The organism is Propionibacterium ruminifibrarum (assembly GCF_900289195.1).
Taxonomy (GTDB): domain Bacteria; phylum Actinomycetota; class Actinomycetes; order Propionibacteriales; family Propionibacteriaceae; genus Propionibacterium; species Propionibacterium ruminifibrarum.
In genome coordinates this window covers 332,980-348,208 of record NZ_OMOH01000003.1, presented here as the reverse complement: position 1 = coordinate 348,208, position 15,229 = coordinate 332,980, and the positions used below count along the sequence as shown (strand labels likewise).

13 protein-coding genes are annotated in these 15,229 nt (G+C 64.3%); 1 reads left to right on the top strand and 12 read right to left on the bottom strand.

All coding sequences use genetic code 11. The features are described 5' to 3' along the window. Window positions 1-9 precede the first annotated feature (9 nt). The 7 genes from rhmD to PROPJV5_RS05200 form a co-directional block, all read right to left on the bottom strand. Window positions 10-1,218, bottom strand: coding sequence for an L-rhamnonate dehydratase (rhmD, locus tag PROPJV5_RS05230; RefSeq protein ID WP_119715274.1), 1,209 nt, complete (start codon window positions 1,216-1,218; stop codon window positions 10-12). Between the two features lie 74 nt (window positions 1,219-1,292). Beyond that, complete coding sequence (locus PROPJV5_RS05225) at window positions 1,293-2,075, bottom strand: SDR family NAD(P)-dependent oxidoreductase (protein WP_119715273.1); 783 nt, start codon at window positions 2,073-2,075, stop codon at window positions 1,293-1,295. Window positions 2,076-2,110: 35 nt separating this feature from the next. Continuing rightward, complete coding sequence (locus PROPJV5_RS05220) at window positions 2,111-3,490, bottom strand: MFS transporter (protein WP_119715272.1); 1,380 nt, start codon at window positions 3,488-3,490, stop codon at window positions 2,111-2,113. 602 nt (window positions 3,491-4,092) lie between these two features. Then, a complete protein-coding gene (locus tag PROPJV5_RS05215; RefSeq protein WP_119715271.1) occupies window positions 4,093-5,793 on the bottom strand; it encodes a dihydroxyacetone kinase family protein in 1,701 nt (566 codons plus the stop codon). 139 nt (window positions 5,794-5,932) lie between these two features. Then, a complete protein-coding gene (locus PROPJV5_RS05210; RefSeq protein ID WP_119715270.1) occupies window positions 5,933-6,787 on the bottom strand; it encodes a phosphogluconate dehydrogenase C-terminal domain-containing protein in 855 nt (284 codons plus the stop codon). A 3-nt stretch (window positions 6,788-6,790) separates the two neighbouring features. Beyond that, on the bottom strand, window positions 6,791-7,603 hold the full coding sequence (locus PROPJV5_RS05205; RefSeq protein WP_119715269.1) for a sugar phosphate isomerase/epimerase family protein: 813 nt from the start codon (window positions 7,601-7,603) through the stop codon (window positions 6,791-6,793). A 38-nt stretch (window positions 7,604-7,641) separates the two neighbouring features. After that, entirely contained in the window at window positions 7,642-8,973 is a 1,332-nt protein-coding gene (locus PROPJV5_RS05200; RefSeq protein ID WP_220474337.1) for an MFS transporter, read from the bottom strand. A gap of 155 nt (window positions 8,974-9,128) precedes the next feature. Between PROPJV5_RS05200 and PROPJV5_RS05195 the strand changes: the two genes are divergently transcribed. Then, on the top strand, window positions 9,129-9,860 hold the full coding sequence (locus PROPJV5_RS05195) for a FadR/GntR family transcriptional regulator (RefSeq protein ID WP_119715268.1): 732 nt from the start codon (window positions 9,129-9,131) through the stop codon (window positions 9,858-9,860). A 170-nt stretch (window positions 9,861-10,030) separates the two neighbouring features. Here the strand turns inward: PROPJV5_RS05195 and PROPJV5_RS05190 are convergent, their stop codons facing one another. From PROPJV5_RS05190 to PROPJV5_RS05170, 5 genes are all read right to left on the bottom strand, one after another. Next, a complete protein-coding gene (locus tag PROPJV5_RS05190) occupies window positions 10,031-10,777 on the bottom strand; it encodes a triose-phosphate isomerase family protein (RefSeq protein WP_119715267.1) in 747 nt (248 codons plus the stop codon). A 27-nt stretch (window positions 10,778-10,804) separates the two neighbouring features. Beyond that, window positions 10,805-11,242 (bottom strand): RpiB/LacA/LacB family sugar-phosphate isomerase, encoded by a 438-nt coding sequence (locus PROPJV5_RS05185; RefSeq protein WP_119715266.1) that lies wholly within the window; start codon window positions 11,240-11,242, stop codon window positions 10,805-10,807. A gap of 152 nt (window positions 11,243-11,394) precedes the next feature. Then, the gene (gene pdxA, locus PROPJV5_RS05180; RefSeq protein ID WP_119715265.1) at window positions 11,395-12,429 is read right to left on the bottom strand and encodes a 4-hydroxythreonine-4-phosphate dehydrogenase PdxA; all 1,035 of its coding nucleotides are present in this window, start codon (window positions 12,427-12,429) and stop codon (window positions 11,395-11,397) included. Beyond that, the gene (locus tag PROPJV5_RS05175) at window positions 12,413-13,795 is read right to left on the bottom strand and encodes a four-carbon acid sugar kinase family protein (protein WP_119715264.1); all 1,383 of its coding nucleotides are present in this window, start codon (window positions 13,793-13,795) and stop codon (window positions 12,413-12,415) included. Before PROPJV5_RS05175 ends, pdxA begins: the two co-directional genes overlap by 17 nt. Window positions 13,796-13,835: 40 nt before the next feature. Beyond that, the gene (locus PROPJV5_RS05170; protein ID WP_220474336.1) at window positions 13,836-15,191 is read right to left on the bottom strand and encodes an MFS transporter; all 1,356 of its coding nucleotides are present in this window, start codon (window positions 15,189-15,191) and stop codon (window positions 13,836-13,838) included. Between the last annotated feature and the right edge of the window lie 38 nt (window positions 15,192-15,229).

The window sequence follows — 15,229 nt, the reverse complement described above, 5'->3', positions numbered from 1 at the left end:
TCTCCATGGTCAGTGCACAAATGGCCTTTCAAGCGGGCATGCGCGATTGAGGTCCACTCCGAAGCCAGGTTTCGTGAGTTCCGCTTTGCTGATCCGCCCGTCAACTGGAACGGGTTCATTGACGAGGAGGGGATCGAACTGGGGCCTGATCTCATCGGCACCCGGGCTCGTCATCAAAAATTCACTGAACGGAGTGTTCACGAACGTGATCACGGCATGGTGGGAGTAGACGGAGGAACCGTGCGGCACCACAAGTTGCCCTTTTGATTTCGCAATCGCCGCGATCTCCACGAGCGAGGTGAGACCACCGCACCATCCCACATCAGGCTGCAGGACGTCGATACCTGTTTCACTCAACGTTCGGAACGCGACAAGGTTTCCAGTGTGTTCACCAGAGGTGACCATCATCCCTGGTGGCATCTGCCGTTTCAAAGCAGCATAACTCTCATATTGCGCAGCCGGGAACGATTCTTCCAGCCACTTCACGCCGAACGGAGCCACTGCATGGGCAAGTTTGACAGCATAATTGACATCCTGACTCATCCAGCAGTCAAACATGAGCCAGAAATCTGGCCCCACCAGACCCCTGAACCTCTTGACCCGCTCCACCTCTGCCCGAATTCCCGCATCCCCGTCATGCGGTCCGTAGTGCGTGGGTATCTTGCCACCAATGAAGCCCATCTCGCGTGCCAAGTCCGGACGGGAACCAGTAGCATAGAACTGAATCTCATCTCGCACCGCACCGCCCAGCAGGCTGTACACGGGCTGCTGCACAACCTTGCCGAACAAATCCCACAGCGCCAAGTCGATGCATGAGATCGTGTTGATGACAACGCCACCACCACCGGAATAGAAATGCGTGGCGTTGGTCATCTGATCGTGAATCAATTTGATGTCATCAACGCGCCGACCGATGAGGAACCTGGATAGATGATGCTCGGCTATGAAACAGCCTATCAAGCCCGCCGTAGAAATAGCGAACCCAATCGTCCCATCACTTGCCTCGACCTCAACCACAAGCGTACCAAGCACGTTTATGCCAAATGATTGACGAGACTGTTCGTATTGCGGATACTTGCTCATCGGAGTGGCGATGTGATCGTCAATCCAGTGCCCAGATCCTTGATCGTGATAATCACCACCTCCTTGGCCGCCACTCGAAGAACTCGCTCCGCCCATGAAATAAGCACGGATATCCGTGATCGTCGGAAGTGTCATGATCCCTCCTCCTGTTTCTCAGGTACCCCGGGTGGCGGGCACTATTGAGGCAAGACCCGCCACCCAGATACCACTCAGTGCATCTGCTTACCACCGTCAACATTCAGCGAGACGCCATTGACGAACGAGGCGTCAGCAGAAAGGAGGAAGGACACCACGGCAGCAATCTCCTCGGGCTGGCCGACACGACCCACTGGAATGTTCGAGGACATCTGCTTCTTGCGCTCGTCCGTGAGCTTACCGCCCATGATGTCGGTGTCGATCGGACCGGGCAGAACCGCATTGGTTGTAATGCCGTAGGGTCCGAGTTCTCGAGCACCACCCTTGGTAATGCCAAGAACCCCAGCCTTTGCCGCCGCATATGCGAATTTCGAGAAAGTGCCTCCGCCATCCAGAGCAGTAATGGACGAGAAGTTGACGATACGTCCGATCCCATATTCTTTCATATGCTCAGCCGCGTACTTCATCATCAACATCGTGCCGCGGCAGTTGACCGCCAGAACCTTGTCGAAGAGCGCGGCGTCCAGTTCGAGCAACGGCACAGGACAGGCAATTCCCGCGATATTTGCAAGACCAACCACGGGCGGCATCTCCGATTTGATCCGAGCGAAGGCATTTTTCACCTGATTCTCGTCAGAGATGTCGAGCTGGATTGCCAGGGAGTCTTGCTCAGGATATTCCCGGGCAAGTTCATCCCCGAACTCCAACACCTTGTCGGAAAGATCGACAACCACGATGTCCCAGCCCTCGGCGGCTAGCCTGTGGGCAGTCTTGCGGGCGATCCCTCGAGGTGCTCCCGCACCACTCACAACGGCCGTGTGACGATCTGGGAATACAGCCTTCTGATACTCTTTCATCTTTCCAATCCTCCTTGTCAGATATTCTCCATGATTCACTTGTCCAAGGATTCCCCGCTCTGCAGGGAAAGAGCTTCACGTTCTTCTACTGATTTCTTGAAGAAATTGAGTCCGGTGACGAGCAGAACACCGACGACACCCGCCATGCCGAGCACCACGAGACCAGCCGCTTCATTTGGGCTGTCTGCGGTGCCGAATGCGCTCTGAGTCGCCCAAGTACGCAGCAGCGGAGCAGCCCAACCGCCCAGGTTTCCGACGGCATTGATCAAGCCAGTGGCACCGGCGAGTGCCGCACCACTGAGGTACCTGGTCGGGAGCTGCCAGAAGATGGGTTGCGCACAGGTGAAGCCGATCGCCGCAATGGACAGCAGCGCCAGCGCCGGCACGAGCTGATGAAGAAACAGTGCGGATCCCATGATCCCCATTCCAGAGAAGGCCAGCATGAGCCCCGACAGCAAACGGTGGTTCTGTCGCCGGTCAGCGACTTTGGGGACAATGAGGACTCCGATGAGAGCAACCACCCATGGGATCGCGGTGACAAGTGATGCTTTGAAACCTGCCGTCGTGCCAGTCATCGAGGTGACCTGTTTCGGCAAGAAGAACGTAAGTCCATAGACAGAGGCCTGGATGCAGAAGTAGATCAGGCAGAAATAGAGGATGCGTGGATCTGCCAGTGCCCTTCCCCAACTGATCGGCTTGGCCTTTTGCTTTGCCGCTTCCTCGAGTTCGATTTGCTGGGTGAGGTCCCGCTGCTCCTCTTCAGTCAACCATGACGCCTTGCTGGGACGATCGACGAGAACCCACGGGCAGATAATGCCGACGACCACGGCCAATGCTCCTTCGACCAGAAACATCCAGTGGATGCCGTCCATACCCAGAACACCGTCGAGCTCCAGCAGGCTCCCGGACAGGGGATTCCCGAACATATTGGCGATGGGTAGCCCCATGTAGAACAGCCCGGTCGCCCATGCCCTGCGGGCAGCAGGGTACCAGTAAGTCAGGTACAACATCACACCGGGGAAGAAGCCGGCTTCGGCGACACCCAGCAGGAATCGAAGGGCATAAAAAGTCTTGGGTCCTTGGACGAACATGAAGCATGCCGCCACGATGCCCCATGTGATCATGATCCTGGTCATCCACCAGCGCGCCCCGACCTTGTGCATGATCAGGTTCGAAGGCACCTCGAAGACGGCGTAGCCCACGAAGAACAAAGTGGCGCCGAATGTGTAGGCAGCGGTGGATATCCCATAGTTAGCCTCCCATTCCTGTTGCGCCCAGCCAAGATTTGTCCGGTCAACGAACGCAATCACGTACATGAGTAACAGGAATGGGATGAGATGCTTGGTCACCTTGCCAAGGGCACTGTTCACGGTCGCTTCATCTGGCGCCACACGAGAAGTCAGTTCTCCCGCCATGATGGACCTCCTTGTCACATAGCTGAACTAAAACTTGGTGAACCCGCCGCCCGTTTCGGCGACTGGTGTGAACGAGGCCATGGCGCTTCAGAGCGCATGGCCCCATCTTTTCTGAGACGCGGAGCACACCACGGTGTCTGCCTCGCCGAGCCCGACTCGCGTGCTGCGATTCAGCAGGTGGGGCCCAGGACCAAGAACCATCCGGTCAGCAACCTGGCCATCCCCAGCGTGCGCATGGGGCGATGTCGTGCACCCGATGCGCCATGCATCCGTCGTGTGCATATGTCCCTCCGATCAGGACGTCATCGTCGATCAGATATGCCACATCATAGATCATATAGGACGCTAACGCCAGTAATTCCTCATCTGTCTACAGCCCCTCGCGCATCCATGGGGCACAAGGCGACACCTATCGGCGATCGACCAGAGGCCTGCCGTTGCGATCCATCCGGCAGCAGACCCGCGACCACCACGGTTGGCTCCGGACACCGAACCGCCTGATCACGATCCTGCCCAGCCACATCCATCGCGCACGGGCGCCTCCTCCACCGGCTTCGCTTCACCGATGGAGGAGGCGCCCGTGCTCCAGTTGCGGTCCCGCGTCAGGCCTGATGATCGGCCAGGTACTCAGCAATCCTCGTCATGTGGCGGGCGAAGGAGATCGCCCCCGGGTCGGGATGGCCGAGTGAGGCGTCGCCGTGCGTCGTGGCGCGGCCCTTGCGGGCCACGAGGTCCTTGGTCGCCTCTGCCCCGTCAGTGGCGGCCCTGGCCGCGGTGGCGAAGGCGCCCGGCAGGTCATCACCGGCATCGCGCAGCGCAACGGCGAACGGAGTAGTGGCGTCGACCATCGTCTTGTCGCCTGGCACGGCGCCGCCGCTGGCAGCCACGGATTCGGCACCGGCTGCGACAGCGGCGATCACTGTGGCCGCATCGGCCGCCGCGTCATCGGACAGGCCCGCACCCACGGCCTCGAGCGCGCGACCCCACAACGCCCCCGAGGTGCCTCCTGCGCCTTCCGCCCATGCCAGACCCGCCTGCTTCAGGACTGTCGCGGCACCGGCCCCCGCATCCGAGGCGACAGCAGCAGCCTTCGCCGCGGCACGCGAACCGAGCACCATGCCCTGCCCGTGATCGCCGTCGCCGGCGATGGAGTCGAGCCTGCCGAGGAAGTCGGCATCGGCTACGGCCGTCTCGGCCATGAGGGCCACGATCGTGGCGAGTCTGGCGCCCTGCGCCGCCGACTCCGGCGAACCGGCCGCCAGCTCGGCGCTCTCCTCGGTGGAGACCTCGCGCCGAGGACCGCCGTGTTCAACGGCGCCACGGGTGTAGGCCGGTGTCAGAGCCGGGGCGAGCAGGAGCTTCTCGAGCTCGTCGTCGAGGAAGCAGACCGACAGGGAGACACCGGCCATGTCAAGACTGGTGACCTGTTCGTCGACGATCGGGACGACGATCTGCAAGCCGGCGGCCTCGAGCAGCCGAGCCACTCGCCCGTACAGGACGAACATCTCCTCGTACTTGGTGCAGCCCAGGCCGTTGACCAGGACGCCGACTCGTCGCGCATCGGCAGGCTTCTCGGCGAGGAGGCCCTCGACGAGGGTCTTGGCGATATCATCGACCCCGCTCAGCGGGTGCGAGGACAGGCCGGGTTCGCCGTGGATGCCCAGACCGAGTTCGTAGTGCCCCTCGGGCACGGTGAACAGGGGCTCGGCAGCACCGGGCAGGGTCGGGGCGTCGAAGGCGATGCCCAGGGTCTTGGTGGCTGCGTTCGCGCGACGGGTGGCCTCTACGAGACCGTCGAGGTCGTAGCCCGCCGCGGCGGCAGCGCCGGCAATCTTGACGACAAAGAAGTCACCGGCGATGCCCCGGCGCTCGGCCCACTGCTCGACGGGGCGCGAGGCCACGTCATCGGTGATCGTCTCGATGCGTGTGGCGATGCCCTCGGCGTTGAGCACCTCGGCACCCTTGCCGAACTGAAGGCAGTCACCGGCGTAGTTGCCGAACAGCAGCAGGACGCCCCCGCCGTTGTCGGCCGCCCTCGAGACCGACACGACCTGCGAGTCCGACGGCGAGGCGAAGATGTTGCCGCAGACGGCAGCGTGGGCCATGCCCGGGCCAACCCAGCCCGCGAACGCCGGGTAATGACCGGAACCCCCGCCGACGACGACGGCCACCTCGCCCTGCGGTGAGGCGTCGGCGCGGACCACGCCACCGTGAACCGCCTGGACCAGATCAGAGTGCGCGGCCACGAAGCCCGCAAGACTGTCAGCCGCGAAATCCAGCGGCTCGCCAACCAGGTACGTCATTGTCTCTCCCATCTCATGGTTGTGCTCATCGTTGAGGGCCCAGCGGCCCGAACCATAGGGTTAGTTCCTACAGGATATAGGGATGGTGGCCTCCTTGACGAGACCACCATCCCTCTTTCTTCGCCGATCCGACAGTCGGTCAGTGCCTGACCTTGTCGAGCTTGAGCATCTTGGCGATGACGATGTCGAGGTCGTCATCGTTGAAGATGCGTTCCCAATCGTCCTTGATGATGGCCTCGCGGCCGTAGTCCATGGCCAGCAGGCAGGCGTCCGAGAACGGGTTCGAGCCGCGCAGGGCATTGGTCAGGGCGATCCAGATGTGGCCATGGATCATGGCTGTCACGGTCGCCTCGTCCATGTCGGTGTGGCATACCGTGGCGTCGATGGCGTCCTTGAGGAACTGGCCGATCATGCAGCCGATGGTCTCGTTGAGGGTGGGTTCGAGCACGGCCAGGTCGTGCACCGAGGTCCAGTAGACCTTGATGACCGGACCGTACATGGTCGAGATGATCTTCTCGGCGAGCGGCTTGATCGACTCGTCGCCCTGCTGCAGCGCCGCGACCGAGTTCTGCGGGGCGGCAACACCACCGAAGGTGTCGGCGTACTCCTCCGGCGTGTGGCGCTCGAGGAACACCGACGGATGCGTGGGGTGGGCCACGACATAGTCGAGATCATCGCGCATGGTCAGCAGGCCGGCATAGGCCGCCGCCGGGTCGAGGGTCAGCACCATGGCGCCGGACTTCATCTTGGGGACGACGTCGGCGGTGACGGGCTCAAGGGCCACGTCGGGCACGGCCAGGATCGCGACGTCGACGTCACCGATGACATCGTCGGTCGGCACGACCTCGCGGCCCGCCTCCTGCACGCGCTGCCTCCCGGCCTCACCGTTCTCGCAGTAGAACACGGTCCAGTCGGTGCGCTGCAGGTTGTTGGACACGCGCATGCCCATCTTGCCGCCGGCGCCGACGACTGCGATCTTCAGGTTCTCACTCATGGTTCAGTTCTCCTTGGTTTCGATGTAGTTGCGGATGTAGTCGAGGCTCCGGCGTGTCCACTGCCGCTCCAGCGCGACGGTGGACTTCGGGTCGCCCTGCCAGGTGAGCCAGTGCTCGACGATCATGTTGATGCCCCGTTCGAGGGGACGGACCGCCTTCATCTCGGCGTCGAAGTCGAGCAGCCCCTCCCCCATCGCCGCCCCCGCGTAGGTGAACCCCACCCAGCCCGCCTGGCGGGTGAAGGCGAAGTCCTTCACGTGCAGGTTGAGCGTGTACGGCGCACAGCGACCGATCACGTCACCGGGCAGTTCGAGCCCGGCGACGCAGTTGGCGGGGTCGAGGCAGATGCCGACGTGCGGATCGTTGACATCGGTCACGAACTGCACGAGACGCTCGCTGGGCAGCTGTTCATAGGTCTCGAAGGCGATCGAGACGCCGTTCTCGTGGAGCCGCGCCAGCAGTCCCCGGACCGAGGCGAGGGACTCGTCGAGTGTGGGTTCGCCGGCGCCCACGCGCACCATGGAGCGCAGCATGTGGGCGCCCAGCGTCTCGGCGATGTCCAGGTACCTGTTCAGGTGCTCGGAGCGTGTGCCACGGGTGCCCAGCTCGAGCTCCAGGCCCAGCCCACGAGCCTGGGCGGCGATGTCGTTCAGCTGATGGACGTCCATCGTCTCGATGAGCGGGTAGTCGCAGATCTGAAAGACATCGCAGTCGAGTTCGGCCGCCACGTCGAGCATGCCCGTCAGGTCGATGGGATGCTCGACCGCCTCAGACCACTCCCAGAACAGGGCGTAGGTGCCGATCCCCAGGCCCATTGTCCTCACTTCCTTTCCAGTTTCCCGGCCCCTGACGATCAGGAGGCGTCGGCGACCCTCACCTGGCCGCGACGGGCCAGCAGGACCATGAGCGTCGCGGACACGATCATGAAGCCGCCGACGACGAACATCGGGACGGTGTAGCCGCCGGTCCAGTCATGGATCGCGCCGGTGATGTATCCGGCCGAGAACCCGGCGATGTTGCCGATCGTGTTGATGAGGGCGACGCCGGCAGCCGCGGGGGCTCCTGTGAGGAACTGCGTGGGAAGCGTCCAGAAGTTCGGCAGCACGGCGAAGATCGACATGGCGGTGATCGAGATGACCCCGATGGCGATGACCGGCGAACCGACGAACAGGGCGACCGGGATCGAGACACCGCCGATGGCGGCGGGAATGGCGATGTGCCAGCTGCGCAGGCCGCGACGGGTGACGTCCTTCGACCAGACGTACATGGCGAGGGCGGCGAAGGCGTACGGGATGGCCGTGACCAGGCCCTGCTGGAGGATCGACAACTCGATGCCGAACTGTTCGCCGAAGCCCTTGATGATCGTGGGCAGGAAGAAGCTCAGGGCGTACAGGCCGTAGATGAAGCCGAAGTAGATGAGCGAGAGGACCCACACCCGGCCACTGGTGAGCGCGGCCACGACGTTCTTCTCACCCTTCTCGCCGCTGTTGGCCGCAGCCTCGGCATCCAGCTGAGTGCGAAGGCTCGCGACCTCCTCCGCGGTGAGCCATGGGCAGTCCTCTGGCTTGTCCTTCAGATAGAAGAAGGCGACGATGCCGACGATGATGGCCGGAGCGCCGACGCACAGGTACATGAAGCGCCAGCCCTCGAGCCCGAGGGCGCCGTGGTGCTGGATGAGCCAGCTGGCCAGCGGGGCCCCGACCACGCTGGTGAGCGGCTGGGCCAGGTAGAAGAGCATGAGGGTACGGCTGCGATGCTGCGAGGGCACCAGCATGCTCAGGAACAGGATGGCCCCGGGGAAGAAGCCGGCCTCGGCGACGCCGAGCAGGACACGCAGGGCGTACAGCTGGCCGCTGGACTGGACCCAGGTGAACAGGACGGCGACGATGCCCCACGACACCATGATGCGCGACAGCCAGACCCTGGCGCCGAATCGGTGCAGCGCCAGGTTCGAGGGGACCTCAAGAATGATGTACCCGATGAAGAACACCCCCGAGGCCAGGCCGAACTGGGCGGCCGTCATGCCCAGGTCCTGCTGCATCCCGTTGGGGCCCGCATAACCGATCGCAGTGCGATCGAGGAAGTTGATGAAGAACATCAGTGCGACGAATGGCACCAGCCGCACGGAGATCTTGTGAACCGCCGACTTCTCAGCAGCCGGGTTCACGGTTGTAGCACTCGACACGTGACCTCCTCGTCATCGTTCGGACGACTCGCGCAACGCTGCGCGGCGTCGGTATGGGGACGAGATTAGAAGAACACCGGTAAACCTGTCAACCGGTTAACATGTAATCTTTTCGTGCTCGGCACCGGCCACGTCACGCCTAGTAGATTGACGGCATGCCCGCATACGCATCCGGCCCTGCCGACGAGTTCCTCCAGGAGATGTCGACGCTCCCCCGCGGGACCACGGCCGCCGAGGTCGCTCAGCACCTGCTGGCTCACTTCGGCACCGGCCCCCTGTCGACGGGCGATCGGGTGCCGCCGGAGCGCGCACTGGCAGAGAAGCTGGGGGTGGGGCGCTCGGCCGTCCGCGAGGCGCTCGCCGCCCTCGAGCTGCTGGGCCTGGTCGAAGTGCGCCCCGGGGCGGGCACGTACGTGCGCGGCACGACATCGGATCTGCTGCCCAAGACGCTGACCTGGGGCATGCTGCTCGGCGAGCACGACACGCAGCAGCTGCTCGAGGTCCGTTCGGCACTCGAGGTCGAGGCGGCACGTCTGGCCGCCGAACGCGCCGACGAGCAGGCCATCGGCCTGCTCCAGGACAACATCGAATCAATGCGCGAGGCACTCCCCGACGTGCAGAAGACCATCCCCATCGACTACCGCTTCCACGTCATCCTGGTCGACAGTTGCGGCAACACCCTGACCGCCGACATGCTGCGCACCTGCCGCACCCTGCTGAGCATCTGGATGGATCGGGCACTGAGCAGCGTGGCCGACGCCGTCGAGTCCCTGGGCGAGCACGAGAAGATCCTGCGGGCACTCGAGAAACACGACGTCGAGGCCGCCGAACAGGCCATGCGGGCCCACATGAGAACCGCGACGAAACGCCTCACGGCCCAGATGTGACACCGCCGTGACCCGTTGGCGCCTCACTCGCCGACGACATCTCCCCGGAGCGCCACTCGGGGAGGAAGAACACCGGACTCACAGTGCGCAGCACTGGCAGGAACCGCCGGGCATGGTACCGGCGGCTCCTGCCAGTGCGTCTGGGTTCGAGAAGCGGGTCACGGCTCCGTTCAGACCACCGCGCGGTCACGGGCCTCCTTGGCGACCGAGACGAAGGCGGCCGGGTCGTGGGCGAAGCGTCCCAGGAAGAGGCCATCGATCGCCGGGTCGAGCGTACCGAGCAGGCCGGGGCCGGCCGAGCCGCCGTACAGCAGGCTCAGGCCGGGCACGTCGCCGAGACCCTCGCGGATCAGACGACACACGCCCGAGACGTACTCGGACGGCGCCGGAGCCGGAGCGCCGATCGCCCAGTAGGGCTCGTAACCGAGCCAGAGATCGTCCGGCCGGGTACCGGCCAGGGCGGAGCGCACCTGGGCGATGCACTTGGCGGCCGCCTCCGCCTCGGTGGAGCGCTCGGCCTCACCGATGCACAGCAGTGGGATGATGCCGTTGCGGACGGCCGCCGCGGTCTTCGCGGCGACCATCGCATCGTCCTCGCGGTAGATCGTTCGGCGCTCGGCGTGGCCCACCTCGACGACCCCGACGCCGAGAGCCGCCAGGTCGGCGCCTGACACCTCGCCGGTGCGCGCACCGCGGTCGTCCTGGCAGAGGTCCTGGGCGCCGAGCACGATGCCCGAGCCGTTGAGAATGGTCCCGGCCTCGGCGATGGTCAGGAAGTCCGGCAGCACGGCCATTCGCACGGCCTCGGACAGGCCCTGTTCGGCGCCGACCAGCTCGACGAGCGAGCGGGCGTAGTCGAGCGTGCGGGCCCGCTCGAAGTACATCTTGAGACTCACCGCGACGATCGGTTCACTCATGTCCAGATCCCGGCTTCCCCGCACCGCTCAGTGCTCGTTCTCGTATTCGCGGATACGCGCGACCTTGACGCCGCTGCGCGAGTTGGGGTCGAACTCGTTGGCCAGGTAGTTCTCGAGCAGGACCTTGGCCGTCTCGATGCCGAGCACCTGCGAGCCCATGGCGATCAGGTTCGCATTGTTCGACAGGGTGGCCCGCTGGGCCTGGTAGACGTCGGCGACGCAGGCGCAGTAGGCGCCCTTGACCTTGTTGGCGGCGATCGAGACGCCGATGCCGGTGCCGCAGACGACGACACCGCGATCGGCCTTGCCCGCCACGACGTCCTCGGCGACCTTGGTGGCCACGTTGGCGTAGATCGGGTCGTCGGCGCCGTAGTCCTCGACCTCGTGGCCGAGCTCGACGGCCTTGGCCATCAGGCCCTTCTTGAACTCGGTGGCGTTGGGATCGCAGCCGAAGATGAGCTTCATGATGTGTTGTGTCCTCTCCTCGTCACGGACGGTGTGCGTGTGAGCTGGATGCCCAGGACCGCCCCACGGTTGACGGCGGGTTCCGGCCTCAGTGCCGGCCCCGCCGTCAACCCTATAGGACGGTCAGCGGGCGGGTTCTGCGGGCGAGCGCCTCAGGACTGCTCCGCCTTGGCCTTCGCGTCGATCTGCATCTGGGAGTAGACGGCGGCCACGCGGGTGGACTCGATCATCGACTCGCCCTGGGCGATGCCCTTGCCTGCGATGTCGAACGCTGTCCCGTGATCGACCGAGCTGCGCATGAAGGGCAGGCCGAGGGTCAGGGTGACGGCGTTCTGGAAGTCCAGCGTCTTGCAGGCGATGTGCCCCTGGTCGTGGTACATCGACAGAATGGCGTCGTAGTGGCCGTCGAGGTTGAACGCGAAGATCGCGTCGGCCGAGTCCGGGCCGTGGGCATTGATGCCTAGCCCTTGGGCGTCCTTGACGGCCGGGGCGATGTGCTCGATCTCCTCGGTGCCGAACAGACCACCCTCGCCGACGTGCGGGTTGAGGGCCGCGACGCCGATCGACGGGTGCTCGAAACCGAACTTCTTCAGTTCGGTGTCGATGTTCTTGAGGAATTCGAGAATGCGGTCGTGGTTGGCCAGGTCGCAGGCCTCGCGCAGCGAGACGTGGCGGCTGACGAAGAAGACACGCAGCTTGTGCACGTTGAACATCGTCAGGGCGTAGGGCGAGTTCGTGAGGGCCTGGTAGATCTCGGTGTGCCCGATGTAGGGCACCTCGGCCTGTTTGAGGGCCGCCTTGTTGATCGGCGCGGTGGAAACGCCGTCGATCCGGCCGGCCATGCCGAGTTCGATGGACTTCTCGATGTAGGAGTAGGCCCGCTTGGCCGCCGCGACCTGGATCTGACCGAACTCGATCTGGGCGTCGGGCTCGACGCCGGTCTCGAGCAGGTCGATGGTGCCGTACTGGTTCCGTGCCTGCTCGGGCTCGGTGATGACATTGATGTCCAGGTCCTTGACCCCCTGGATCTCGGCCGCCTGCTGAAGGGAGTCGGCGCTGCCGATGATGAAGGGATCACAGATGTCGTAGATCCGCTTGTCCTGGATGGTCTTGAGGGTGATCTCCGGGCCGATGCCGGCGGGATCGCCCATGGTGATCGCCATGACGGGCTTACGCGTTTGCGCCATGAGTGCGCATCCTTTCGTCGAGGATTCGGTTGACAGATTGGATGGCGGTGACCTCGGTGCCGGTCAGACCGCCCTTGCAGACGACGGGCAGCCCCTCGAAGGGGCCACCGGTGATGGTTCCCTGGTCGATCTGCGGGATGACGTAGTCGACCAGCGTAATGCCCTTGGCCTCGAAGGCCTCGCAGCTGGCGACCATGACGTCACCGCCGGTGAGGTAGACACCGGCGCAGTCCTCCGCTCCGAGCACGTCGAGGATGCGCCGGGCAAGGCCGCCGAAGCGGACGGTGAGCTGTTTGGCCGGTTCGGGGCCAGTGAGACCGGACAGCTCCTCCATGACGGCTTTCGGGGTGGTGGTGCCGGCGTAGACGGTGTCGAGCGCGCAGACCATCACGCGAGGCGGCGTGGCTGCCTCATCGAGCAGGCGCCTCGCCTCGGCCTCGGCCCTGCGGCACTCGGCCTCGTAGACACTGGTGTCCTTGTCGAGCATCGCCAGGACGTCGATCGAGAGCGTGACGACCCCGGGCTCCCGGGTGAGCCGGGTGATCTGGTTGTGCGTCACCTTGGTGGCGCTGCCCGCCACGACGAGAACAGTGCCCGTCTCGCCCGGCACCGGGTCGATACGGGTGACGCGCTGGGGCACCTCCGCCGGCTCGATGGCCCCTGAGTGCACGGCGACACGATCGGTGAACGGCCCCGGGTCGACGCAGACGATCCTCCAGCCGAGGTCGACGACCGCCTGGGCGATCTGGTCGACGTCGTCGATGCTCAGCGCGTCCATGAGGAAGATCCTGGTGCCCTCGCGGCGCAACTCGACGAGTTCATGCTTGATGGCCTGTTTGCCAGCCATGACGGGCTTGATGTTCACATGGCCGAGCTTCGCCTTGAACTGCGCCTTGAAGAGGGTGGGCAGATGGGCCTCCCGTACCGGCGTGCGCACGTCCTGGGCGACGCCGGTACGGGTCAGGAGCACCGAGTCGATGAGCGAGTAACCCTCGAGGACGACCCGCCGCGACTGGGGCATGGCCGGCACGATGACCGCCATGTAGTCGGGGCCGAGCGCGGAGAGCATGCCCTCGACCTCGGGCCCCACGCCGCCGCGGACCGTGGTGTCGATGCGTTTGGCGAACATCGTGGCTCCCCTGCCCTTGAGGGTCAGGGTTGCCCTGCGCACCCGGTCGTAGGCCACCTCTGCGGGCATGGCACGTGAGTCGGTACTGACGATCGCCGCGGCGTTGTCCGGCAGGGGCGTCGTCTCGACGTATGACGGGTCGAAGAACACGGTGGCGGGCACGCCCTCGCGGGCGATGAGCGCGCCGACCGTCGTCCCGCCGGTCAGGTCATCGGCGACGATTCCAACATTCGCCATCTCTGGGCACCTCCTTGTGCAGGGTCCATCGTTGCAGAGATCAGGCCTGCGCCGCTGCCGCGGCCTCCGGCTTGGACTGCGGACGGGCCTCGGTGAGGGTCAGGATCAGCACGAGGCCGATGATCAGGACCACGACGAAGTAGCTGAAGGCCACCGTGTAGTTACCGGAGAAGGCATCCAGCAGGGCCCCGACGATGATCGGGGCGAAGAAGCCGCCCAGGTTGCCGCCGGAGTTGATGACCGAGATGGCGAAGGGATAGGTCTCGTCGGTCGTCAGGTTCATCGCGTAGGCGGTGAACATGGGCCACCCGATGTTGAGGAAGAAGCCGGTGAGGATCAGCGAGCCGACGACCAGGACGGTGTTCTGCGGGACGACGAGCACGATGACCATCATGACGGCGGTCATGAGGGCGGTGATGAGCATGGTGGGCTTGCGGCGCCCGCGGAAGACGCGGTCGGAGACGATGCCGCCGATGAGGGCGCCGATCAGGCCGCCGATCGACGGGGCGGAGGCGACGAAGCCCATCTTGATGAAGTTGTAGCCGCGGGCGGCGACCAGGTACGAGGGGATCCAGGTGAGCATGCCGTACAGCACGTTGTTCATGAAGAAGTAGGCGATCGTATTGCCCCAGATGTTCCACGACCGCATGATCTTGCCGTTGGTGTCGAGCGGTTTGACGTCGCGCAGCCGGATGAGGCGGTCGATCCACCCCATGTCGCCGAAGTCGGCCTTCTTCTTCACGTCGGAGACGCTGGTGTCGTTGATGTGGGCGAGCTCTGCCGCGTTGACGCGCTTGGACTCACTCGGACGGGTGCGCTGGACGAGGAAGAAGACGACGGCCATGATCACGCCGGGCACGGCGAACCAGTGGAACACCGAACGCCAGCCGTGGGCGTTGGCCAGTGCGACGGCGATGATCGGCACGATGATCGGGGCGAACTGCGTCGAGGCGATGTAGACGCCGGTGGCGGTGCCCTTCTCCTTCGGCGGGAACCAGGCGTTCACCGTGGACGTCATGCCGACGGGTGTCGGCCCCTCCATGAGACCGAGCAGCAGGCGCAGGACGAGCAGCGCCACGGCGGTGGTCGCGAAACCCATGCAGAAGGTGATGATCGAGAAGAGCAGGACGGCCAGCGAGACGATGTGCCGGGTGCCCTTCTTGGTCATGACCAGGCCGGCCGGGATCTGTGAGATCGCGTAGCCGAGGAAGAAGAAGCTCGAGATGGCGCCGGACGCGAAGTTGGAGATCTCGAACTCTCCCTTGATCATCGGCAGGACGGCTCCGATGTTGGAGCGGTCCGCCATGCAGATCACGTAGGTGATGAAGATGACCGTGAGAACAACCCACCGGTAGTGCGTGGGACGTTCGGTCGTGATGGATGTCGGCGATGACATGCACGTACCTCGATGTGTGAGTGACGAACAGTGAAGGA

Coding starts and splice junctions, on each gene's coding strand:
- PROPJV5_RS05175 (WP_119715264.1), bottom strand. CDS start 13,795: ATGGCGAATGTTGGAATCGTCGCCGATGACCTGACCGGCGGGACGACG.
- PROPJV5_RS05195 (WP_119715268.1), top strand. CDS start 9,129: ATGCCCGCATACGCATCCGGCCCTGCCGACGAGTTCCTCCAGGAGATG.
- PROPJV5_RS05205 (WP_119715269.1), bottom strand. CDS start 7,603: ATGGGCCTGGGGATCGGCACCTACGCCCTGTTCTGGGAGTGGTCTGAG.
- rhmD (WP_119715274.1), bottom strand. CDS start 1,218: ATGACACTTCCGACGATCACGGATATCCGTGCTTATTTCATGGGCGGA.
- PROPJV5_RS05210 (WP_119715270.1), bottom strand. CDS start 6,787: ATGAGTGAGAACCTGAAGATCGCAGTCGTCGGCGCCGGCGGCAAGATG.
- PROPJV5_RS05170 (WP_220474336.1), bottom strand. CDS start 15,191: ATGTCATCGCCGACATCCATCACGACCGAACGTCCCACGCACTACCGG.
- PROPJV5_RS05220 (WP_119715272.1), bottom strand. CDS start 3,490: ATGGCGGGAGAACTGACTTCTCGTGTGGCGCCAGATGAAGCGACCGTG.
- PROPJV5_RS05185 (WP_119715266.1), bottom strand. CDS start 11,242: ATGAAGCTCATCTTCGGCTGCGATCCCAACGCCACCGAGTTCAAGAAG.
- pdxA (WP_119715265.1), bottom strand. CDS start 12,429: ATGGCGCAAACGCGTAAGCCCGTCATGGCGATCACCATGGGCGATCCC.
- PROPJV5_RS05225 (WP_119715273.1), bottom strand. CDS start 2,075: ATGAAAGAGTATCAGAAGGCTGTATTCCCAGATCGTCACACGGCCGTT.
- PROPJV5_RS05190 (WP_119715267.1), bottom strand. CDS start 10,777: ATGAGTGAACCGATCGTCGCGGTGAGTCTCAAGATGTACTTCGAGCGG.
- PROPJV5_RS05215 (WP_119715271.1), bottom strand. CDS start 5,793: ATGACGTACCTGGTTGGCGAGCCGCTGGATTTCGCGGCTGACAGTCTT.